At 65.6% G+C, this 9,386-nt stretch carries 9 protein-coding genes; 2 read left to right on the top strand and 7 right to left on the bottom strand.

What is annotated here, in order from left to right:
- The coding region (locus EN984_RS11930) for a dihydrofolate reductase family protein (RefSeq protein WP_127383754.1) at positions 1 to 394 on the bottom strand (394 nt) is incomplete at its 3' end.
- A 103-nt stretch (positions 395 to 497) separates the two neighbouring features.
- Here EN984_RS11930 and EN984_RS11925 point away from each other — a divergent pair.
- Both EN984_RS11925 and dinB read left to right on the top strand, forming a co-directional pair.
- Complete coding sequence (locus EN984_RS11925) at positions 498 to 914, top strand: helix-turn-helix domain-containing protein (RefSeq protein WP_127271661.1); 417 nt, start codon at positions 498 to 500, stop codon at positions 912 to 914.
- Positions 915 to 1,031: 117 nt separating this feature from the next.
- Positions 1,032 to 2,279 (top strand): DNA polymerase IV, encoded by a 1,248-nt coding sequence (gene dinB, locus EN984_RS11920; protein ID WP_127383753.1) that lies wholly within the window; start codon positions 1,032 to 1,034, stop codon positions 2,277 to 2,279.
- 18 nt (positions 2,280 to 2,297) lie between these two features.
- Here the strand turns inward: dinB and EN984_RS11915 are convergent, their stop codons facing one another.
- The 6 genes from EN984_RS11915 to EN984_RS11890 form a co-directional block, all read right to left on the bottom strand.
- The gene (locus tag EN984_RS11915; RefSeq protein ID WP_127270848.1) at positions 2,298 to 3,326 is read right to left on the bottom strand and encodes a cupin domain-containing protein; all 1,029 of its coding nucleotides are present in this window, start codon (positions 3,324 to 3,326) and stop codon (positions 2,298 to 2,300) included.
- A gap of 133 nt (positions 3,327 to 3,459) precedes the next feature.
- The gene (locus EN984_RS11910; protein WP_127272380.1) at positions 3,460 to 5,061 is read right to left on the bottom strand and encodes an FGGY-family carbohydrate kinase; all 1,602 of its coding nucleotides are present in this window, start codon (positions 5,059 to 5,061) and stop codon (positions 3,460 to 3,462) included.
- Between the two features lie 160 nt (positions 5,062 to 5,221).
- Complete coding sequence (locus EN984_RS11905; protein ID WP_127272381.1) at positions 5,222 to 5,950, bottom strand: SDR family oxidoreductase; 729 nt, start codon at positions 5,948 to 5,950, stop codon at positions 5,222 to 5,224.
- A 22-nt stretch (positions 5,951 to 5,972) separates the two neighbouring features.
- On the bottom strand, positions 5,973 to 7,232 hold the full coding sequence (locus EN984_RS11900) for a sugar ABC transporter permease (RefSeq protein WP_127272382.1): 1,260 nt from the start codon (positions 7,230 to 7,232) through the stop codon (positions 5,973 to 5,975).
- Complete coding sequence (locus EN984_RS11895; RefSeq protein WP_127270008.1) at positions 7,229 to 8,068, bottom strand: ATP-binding cassette domain-containing protein; 840 nt, start codon at positions 8,066 to 8,068, stop codon at positions 7,229 to 7,231. Before EN984_RS11895 ends, EN984_RS11900 begins: the two co-directional genes overlap by 4 nt.
- Before the next feature lie 95 nt (positions 8,069 to 8,163).
- Positions 8,164 to 9,252: a sugar ABC transporter substrate-binding protein gene (locus tag EN984_RS11890; protein ID WP_127270010.1), complete on the bottom strand. Its 1,089-nt coding sequence runs from the start codon at positions 9,250 to 9,252 to the stop codon at positions 8,164 to 8,166.
- Between the last annotated feature and the right edge of the window lie 134 nt (positions 9,253 to 9,386).

Here is a 9,386-nt window from a genome sequence, read left to right as displayed (position 1 = left end):
CGCCACCCTCGCCCGTCTTCAGCGCGTTGACCTCGCGCGGCAGGTCGCCGCTGGCCACACTGGTGCGCTCCCAAGCCGGCTCCCAGGCCGATTGCTTGAGCTTGTTGCTGAGCACCACCTTGCGGGCGTCGACGATGCGCTGCGCAAAGGCGTAGAACGGATCGTGCGGAAACTTCTTCGCCGCAGTGCCCCAATGGGTGAGGTAGCCCTCCTGTGCCATTTTGCGGCTGAGCAGGATGGTATCGACGCCTGCGAAGACAGCGTTGAAGTCCTGCTTCAGCGCATCGTCCCAGGCGCTCTCGTCACCCCACTCCCAGAGCTGCCAGGAATGGTCCTCGGTGGCGCCGACAAAGCCGTCGACCGATATCTGCATCTGCAGGACCAGCTTTTTCACCGTCATTCTCCTCACGGCCATCGCAAAATAGTTTACATTTGGAACCGTTGACGCAAGGCCAAAACGATGTCAATAGTAAAGTGATTTAAAAATGGAACCATAGATGTCGACGCGCGAAAAATCCGACTGCCCGATCAACCTGTCGCTCGAACTGATCGGCGACCGTTGGACGCTGCTCATCATCCGCGACATGGCTTTCGCCGGCAAAAGGCACTTTCGCGAATTCCTGCAATCCGACGAAGGCATCTCCTCGCGCACGCTGGCCGAGCGACTGCAGACGCTTCAGGAGGAAGGCATCCTCACCAGAAGCGACGACCCGACGCATGGCTTGAGAACGGTCTACCGGCTGACCGAGGCAGGTATCGACCTCTTGCCGGTGCTGGCGACGCTCGGCGCCTGGGGCAGCAAGCACCGCAAGGCCGACGATAGGCTGGCGCGGATTGCCGAAGAACTGGCGGCGGGTGGCGAGGCGGAACTGGAACGGATGAAGGCGGCGCTGCGGGCGGAGCATATTGTCTAGGTGATTGCGCTCGAACTGGCTTGGCTGTTGCTGCACAAATCGCCCCTCGCTTGACAACGACCCGTGCTTGTTCTTTATTTGTTCCAATTCTATCAGCAACTGTGATGTGCGGTCGGGATGGAAACGACAGCCACCATCCTGCATGCCGATCTCGACGCTTTCTACGCCTCGGTCGAGCAGTTGCTCGATCCGTCGCTGCGCGGCAAGCCGATCGCGGTGGGCGGCGGCGTCGTGCTCGCCGCTTCCTATGAGGCCCGCGCCTTCGGCGTGCGCGGCGGCATGCCGGGGCGCAAGGCGCGTGAGCTGTGCCCGCAGCTGATCTTCGTCGGCGGCAATTTCAGCCACTACCAGCGGCTGGGCGACGCGGCGATCAAGGTGCTCGACGATTTTACCCCGGTGGTCGAGCGCATCTCCATCGACGAGGCGTTTGCCGACGTCGCCGGCTGCACGCATCTGTTCGGCTCGCCGCAGGAGATCGCAACGACCATCCGCCGCCGCGTGCGGGCCGAACTCGGCCTGCCGATCTCGATCGGCGTGGCGCGCACCAAGCATCTGGCCAAGATCGCCTCCCAGGTGGCAAAACCCGACGGGCTGGTGGTGGTCGACCCCGGCAGCGAGCCCGCTTTCCTGCACGACCTGCCGGTCGGGCTGATGTGGGGCGTCGGCCCGGCGATCAGGGCGAGGCTGGCGGAAATCGGCGTCGAGACCATCGGCCAGCTGGCCAGGACGCACAGCGGCGCGCTAACGCGGCTGCTCGGTCCCGCCGCCGGCGAAAAGCTCGCCGCCTTGTCATGGAACCGCGACCCGCGAAAGCTCGAAACGCATAGCCGCGCGCATTCGGCCGGCGCCCAATCGGCGCTGGGCCAAAAACCCGCCGTAGCGCGGATCATCGTGCCCACTCTGCTGCATCTGGCCGACCGTGTCGCCAGCCGGCTGCGCGCCAAGGCGCGGCCCGGCCGCACGGTGACGGTACGCGTGCGCTTTGCCGATCTCAGCGCCGTCACGCGCTCGATCACGCTTGACCAGCCGATCTCGGCGACCGCGATGCTGGCCGAGATCGCCGGCGATCTGGTGCGCGGCGTCCTCGCCGACAACCCCCACGAAAGAACGATCTCGCTGCTGGCGATCTCGGTGTCGCATCTTGAGGAAAGCTTCGAGCTGCAGCTCGAACTGCCGCTCGGCCTCGCCGACGAGAAACGCCGGCCCGGCACCCGAAAAGGCCTGGCACGCTTCGACGCCGACCGCGCCATCGACAAGATCCGCGAACGCTTCGGCAAACAGGCGGTCGGCTACGGCACGGTGGCACTGGAGGCCGCGCGCTCGGTTCCCGACGAATTCAGGGAGCTGGCGGAGAAGGAACTGTGAACCCGGGACCGCCGGGCGCTATTCCGTCTCCTCGCCGTCCCAGTACCGCCTCACCGCTCCCATGTCGAAAATGCCGTCGCGCCGGCGCAAGGCGTCGACCGCCATCTTGTTGGAATCGGGATAGACGCAGACCTCGTTGGGATTTTTCTCGCCGATCATCAGATAGCGGCACGGTTCCGTACCGCTGTTGAGGAAGGAATGCCCGACCGCCAGGCCGGCGGGAAAGCAGACATAATCGCCGGCCTTCATCTCGTGACGCTCCTCGCCAAGCAGCAGCGTCACCTGCCCTTCCAGAATCAGCGCGTGCTCCTCTTCGAGCATGTGGTAGTGCCTGGGCGCCAGGCGCATGCCGGGGGCCGGCGCCTCGATCAGCATGCCGACATGATAGTCTGGTAGTCCCAAAGCCGCATAGGTCAGATGCCTGGACCGGCCGCCGAACCGCGGGCCTTCGCCCTCGACCTTCCATTCGACGGCATCGCTGGCGACAGGCGGGATCGGCACGGCTGGGGGTTTGGTGATACCGGACATCACACCCGACGGCAGCGGATCGCCGGCGGCAAGGCCGGTGTTCTCGCCGTCCCAGTAGGTTCGAGTTGCAGCGAGATCGAAGAGCGCACGGCTACCCAGCGCGCGCACCAGCACCTTGTTGGAGGCGGTGTAGACGACCACGTCATTCGGGTTGCGCTCGCCGACGATGACATAGCGGCACGGCGCGTCGCCGGTGTTGATGAGGCAATGCCCCGCCGCAGCACCAGCCGGAAAGCAGATGTAGTCGCCGGCCTTCATGGCGTAGGCGGCGTCGCCGACATAAGCGGTCAGCGCCCCTTCGAGGATGAAGACATGCTCTTCCTCGAAAATGTGGTAGTGCGCCGGTGAGGTCTGCTTGCCCGGCGGCAGTTCCTCGATCGCCACGCCGACATGGTAATTCTCGCCTAGGGCGGCCAGCGACAGATGCCGGTAGCGCACGGCAAAGCGCGGCACATCGGACCATTCCGTCCATGGCACGCTGTCCGATGCGAATGGCACTGGCGATTTGTCGTCTGCCATCAGGCCTCCTGCTCCTGCCGCCTACCTCGTCGCGACGGAACAAAGCTGCCAGCTTCCGGCATCATCGCCAAGCGGTGTTCGCCACACTCCTGACAGAGCCGGGCAGGAGTCGCTGGCCTTTCGAAACAGTTTCTCAGCCCCTGATCGCCTTGCCCGCCTGCTGCAGCAGCTCGAACGCCGCGAAGCGTTTTGCATGCCAGCCGCCCAGCGTAGCGTCGGGATGATAGACCTCGCCGAGTTCCGACATGCCGGCCATCGCCCCCGTCAGATCCCTGTAGGCACCGGCGGCGACCGCGCCCAGCATAGCCGAGCCGAGCAGCACCGGTTCCGGCGAGGTCGACGCCACCACCACCATGCCTGTGGTATCGGCAAGCAGCTGGCGCACCAGCGGGCTTTGGCCGGCGCCGCCGCTGACCACGATGGTGTCGACGGCAATGCCCTTGTCATGCTCGGCCCGCACGATCTGGCGCGCGCCATAGCCCAGCCCGCAGACCCCGGCGACATAGAGCCCGACCAGGCTGTCGAGGCTGGTGTCGAGATCGAGCCCGGCGATCAGCGCGCGCGCGTCCGGGTCGGCGAAAGGTGCGCGGTTGCCGAGAAACTCCGGCACCACATGGATGCCGCCGACCAGCGCCGGCGTTGCCGCGGCCCCATTGCGGCTTTGCGCCTGCAACGACAGCCAGGCGCTGAGGCTGAGCCCCTCGGCTTGCGCCTTGGCGGTCGCTTCGGCAGCCGCGGGATGCATGCGCACCAGATGGTCGATAGCAGCACCGGCTGCCGACTGGCCGCCCTCGTTCAGCCACAGGCCCGGCACCATGGCCGAGAAATACGGACCCCAGACGCCGTCGACGAAGGCCGGCGCCGCGGTCGACGACATGGTGCAGGCCGAGGTGCCGAAAACATAGGCCATGCGCGACAGAACGCTGCCGAACGCGCCGCGCGCACCGACCGTACCGACGCCACCGGCATGCGCATCGATCAGACCGGCCGCTACCGCGGTGCCGGGGACGAGGCCAAGGTCCGCAGCCGCCTGCGCGGTCAACCCGCCGCCAAGTGCGCCACCCGCCGGCACGATCTGCGTGCCGATGCGCGCGAACCCCTCGTCGGCCAGGCTCCCTAGTCCGATGGTGCGGAAATAGGCCTCGTCCCAGCGGCTTTCATGCGCCAGATAGGTCCATTTGCAAGTCACCGTGCAGACCGAGCGGGCAAGGCTGCCGGTCGCCCGCCAGGTGAGGAAATCGGGGAGGTCCATGAACTGCCAGGCGGCGTTGAACGTGTCGGGCAGGTTTTCGGCCAGCCAAAGGAGTTTCGGCGTTTCCATCTCCGGCGAGATGACGCCGCCGACATAGTTCAGCACCGCCTCGCCGCTACGGTTGATGCGGCGCGTCTGCTCGACCGCGCGATGATCCATCCAGACGATGATGTTGCGTTCCGAATTGCCGGATCTGCTCACCGGCAGCGGCACGCCGCCCTCGCCCAGCACCACCAGCGAACAAGTGGCGTCGAACCCGATGCCGGCGATCGCCTCGGGTGCCACGCCCGATTGAGCGACCGCTTCCCGCGTGGCCGCGCACACCGCCCGCCAGATGTCGTTGCTCGACTGCTCGACAATGTCGCCGGCCTCGCGCCAGGCCTCGATATCGCGCTTGGCAGAGGCGAGCATGTTTCCAGTGTGGTCGAACACCCCGGCCCGCGCGCTGCCGGTGCCGACGTCGATGCCGAGGAAATTAGGCATGGGGGAAACCTTCGGTTCAGGGCAGTAGGCAGTAGGCAGTAGGCAGTAGGAGATTAGCGAGTTGGGATAGGGAGCAAGAAGCGTTTTCGACAGCAAGGTCGTGCCTTTATCTTCCCCCTACTGCCTACTGCCTACTGCCTATTCCCTATTCCTCACCCACTCACAAATCATTGCTCTGCGGCAAAATCACCAGATCGCGGATCGTCACGTTGCGCGGGCGGGTCAGCATGAACATCACCGCTTCGGCCACCTCGCGCGGCTGCATCAGGCCGCCGGCGGCGAGTTCTTCCTCGAGCTTGGCCTTCGGCCAGTCGTCGACCAGCGCCGTCACCACCGGGCCGGGCGCCACCGCACCGACGCGCAGGCCGTGCTTGGCGACCTGCCGGCGCACCGTGTGGACGAAGGCCTGCACGGCGTGCTTGGAGGCCGTGTAGATCGGCTCCCAGACCACAGGAACCAGTCCGGCAATCGAACTGGTGACGATGACGTCGCCCGTCTTGCGCTCGATCATGTGCGGCAGCACCGCCTGGATCGAACGGAAGCAGGCATTGATGTTGAGGTTGAGCATCCGGTCCCAGGCGTCGGGATCGCCGGTCGCCACCTCGCCGCCGACATAGGCGCCGGCATTGGCATGGAAGATGTCGAGTTGGCCGACCTTCTCCAGAATCTGCGGCATCATGGTGGCGACGCTGGCCGGCTGCATCAGGTCGATGACCAGCGGGATCGCCTTGGGGCCGAGTTCGGCGCACAGTTTGTTCAGCGTCGCCTCGGCGCGGTCGACCAGCACCACGGTGGCGCCGGCCGCCAGCATATGCCTGGCGCATTCGAGGCCGATGCCTGATGCCGCGCCGGTGACGGCGGCAACTTTTCCGGACAGTTCTTCGCTCATGTCTTGCTTCCTGTTGATGGGTTCAGGCCCGGCCATGGGAGACACGCGAGCGGCGTGCCAGCGAGTCGACGATGACCGCGATGGCAAGCACGGCGCCGGTGATCATGTACCGAAGCGACGAGGACAGATCGAGCAGCGTCAGGCCGCTGGCGATCGACTGGATGACGATGATGCCGAGCAGCGCCGAATACGCACTGCCGCGACCGCCGAACAGGCTGGTGCCGCCGATGACGGCTGCCGCGATGGCGTTGAGGTTGACGTCGCCGGTGCCGGCCTGCTGGCTGGCCGAGGCCAGGCGGGCCGCCGACAGCACGCCGCCGAAAGCGGCCAGCATCGAGCACAGCACGAAGGCGCTCGAATAGATCAGCCGCACATTGATGCCGGCGCGCCTTGCCGCCTCGCGGTTACCGCCGACCGCCGACATCGAGCGGCCCCATTTGGTCCGCGTCAGCGCGTAATGCATCGATATGACCAGGCCGACGAACAGGCCGAACATCCACGGAATGCCGCGCGCCTGGTTGAGATAGAAGACGATGAGTTCGAGAATGACCGTGATCACCACCGCCCGTATAACCAGGCCGCCGGTCGACGGCGCCGACAGATTGGCGGCGCGGCGGCGCGTAACGGTGCGCAGGCCGGTGACCAGCATGACGATGCCGGGCACGGCCGCCAGGGCGAACGAAACAAATTTCGGCATCATCAGCAGCTGGCCGAAATTCACCAGGTTCGAGCCGTAGGGCAGATTGATCGAGCCGGTCGAGCCGAGAATGTAGAGCTGCAGGCCAAGCACCGCCAGCAGACCGGCCAGCGTCGAGACGAAGCTCGGCATGCCCAGCCGGTTGAACAGCAGCGCGTAGAGTGCGCCGATAAAGCCGCCGACGGCGACAGCGGCCAGAATGGCGAGCGCCACCGGCCAGCCCTGGTTGACCCACAGCGTGCCGACCATCGCCGAGGCAAAGCCGCTGATCGAACCGACAGACAGGTCGATTTCGCCGACCATCAAGACGCAGACGATGCCGAGCGCGATGACGCCCACGGTGGAGCAATCGAACAGCAGATTGACCAGATTGCTTGATGATAGGAAGATCGGGTTGATGCTGGCAAACACCGTCCAGATGATGACCAGCCCGACGATCACCGGCAGCGAGCCGAGATCGCCCGAGCGGACCCGGTCGAAGAACCTGCGGATGGCGCCGCCGATCCCCGCCTCATGCTTGACGCGCACGTCGGCGCGGTCGAGCTGCGGCGGCACGGGGGCCGTCTGTTGCACGTCGCGGCTCATGGGCGTGGCTCCTGCGTTTGATCCTGTCGCGCCATTTGAGTCTGCTGGGTTTGGCGCCGCTCGGCGCGCCGCGACACCGAATTGTTCGACGCGCCGGTGATGGCGCTGACCAGTTCCTGGTTCGAGGCGTCGGGCGAGAAGATGCCATTGTTGCGGCCAAGCCGCAGCACGACGATGCGGTCGGCGACGGCGCGCACGTCTTCCATATTGTGGCTGATGATGACGACGCCGAGACCGCGGTCGCGCACCCGCTCGATCAGGTTGAGGACTTCCGCCGTCTGCGCCACGCCAAGTGCCGCCGTCGGCTCGTCGAGCAGGATGAGCTTGGGTTCGAGCAGCAGCGAGCGGGCGATCGCCACCGTCTGGCGCTGGCCGCCCGACAGCGAAGCGACCACTTCGCGCACGCTTGGGATGCGCGCCGATAGCTCGTTGAGCAGCGTCCAGGCGCGCACTTCCATCGCCACCTCGTCCAGCCGCAGCGGGTTGAGCTCACGACCGAGAAAGATGTTGGCGACGATGTCGAGGTTCTCGCACAGCGCCAGGTCCTGGAACACGGTGGCTATGCCGAGCGTCAGCGCCGCACTTGGATCTGCAAGCGTCACCTGCTTGCCGCGAAAACTTATCGTGCCTGAGCTCGGCTGATGCACGCCGGCCAGGATCTTGACCAGGGTCGACTTGCCGGCGCCATTGTCGCCGACCAGCGCCACCACCTCGCCGGCATGTACATCGAGATCGATGTCGGTGAGCGCCGAAACGGCGCCGAAATTCTTCGAAACGCCGCGCAGGCTGAGCACCAGCTCGCCTGCCGGAACCGGTTCGTCCGGGGTATCGATCATGCCAGGAAGCCTTTCAAAACCGGTTCAAAAATGTCGGATGAGCGCTGCCTGGCCACCGCGCGGTGGCCAGGCAGCGGAGCGGGCAAGGGTCGCGGTCAGTTCCCGATGCCCAGCTTCTTGCAGCCTTCCGCGTAACGATCGACGCAGAGTTCGGCCGCGGTGTTGATCTTCTTGTCGATGATCTCGGCCTTCAGGTTTTCCTGCGTCACCACGGCTGGCGTGAACAGCTGCGAGGGCGTGTCGTACAGCGTCATCTCGGCCTTCGGCGTCTCGCCCGAAAGCAGCTTGATGGCGATGTTGGCGGCCGCCGCCGCCACGATCTCGCTCGGCTTGGAGATGGTGTTGTACTGGTCGCCGGCGATGATCAGCTGCAAGGCCGCGATCGTCGCGTCATTGCCGGTCACCGGCGGCACCGGATCGACGCCGGCCGCCTTGAAGGCGGCGATGGCGCCGCCACCGGTGCCGTCATTGGCGGCAACCACGCCGAGGATTTTCGGCCCGAAGCGGGTGATCTGGCCGCCGGCCCATTGCTGCGCCTTCGGCGGCGCCCATTCCGGCGTGTCGTATTCGGCCAGGATCTTGTAGCCGCTATTGTCGAGGCCGGCATGGATGCCCTTCTTGATCAGGCCGGCCGCCGCGTCGGTCGGCGAGCCGTTGATCTGCAGCACACCGCCGCTGGCCGGATCGACCTTCAGCGCCTTCAGGTGCTCGACCAGCGAGTCGGCGATGGCCTTGCCGATGCCTTCATTGTTGAACGACACATAGAAATCGGCCGGCGCGGTCGGGATCGGCCGGTCGTAGGCGATGACCTTGATGCCCTGGCTCTGCGCCAGCTTGACCAGCGAGGCGGCGGCGGTCGAGTCGACCGGGTCGAGCACGATCGCCTTGGCGCCCTGCGAGATCACCGAGTTGAACTGCTGCTGCTGGCGCGAGGCGTCGGCATCGGCATTCTGGTAGAGCACCTTGCAGCCCGGGCACAGCTTCTTCATCTCGGCGGCGAAGCCGGGATAATCATGCTGCTCGTAGCGGGTCGAGGCCTGGTCGGGCATCAGGAAGGCGACGGTCGCATCGGTGACTTCGGCGGCCCTGGCGATCGCGGCGGTGCCGGCCAGCAGCGACAGCGCAAGGGCTGCCACACCGGCGGACTTGCCAGCGGACTTCAATGAAGATGAAAGTTTGGTCATTCGGTCTTCTCCGTTTCTGGATATGGTTGTAAGAAGGTCGTTGACTGCTTTGGTCTGAAGATACCTATCCGCCCTCGCCCAAACTGCATTGGGAACCGGGACCCGGCGCCGGCCTTTCGAGCCGCGCCGGGTCC

This window comes from Mesorhizobium sp. M7A.F.Ca.CA.004.12.1.1, from assembly GCF_003997835.1.
In the GTDB taxonomy this organism is placed as follows: Bacteria; Pseudomonadota; Alphaproteobacteria; order Rhizobiales; family Rhizobiaceae; genus Mesorhizobium.
Note: the sequence above shows the minus strand (reverse complement) of the source record. Positions and strands in the feature narration are given on the sequence as shown.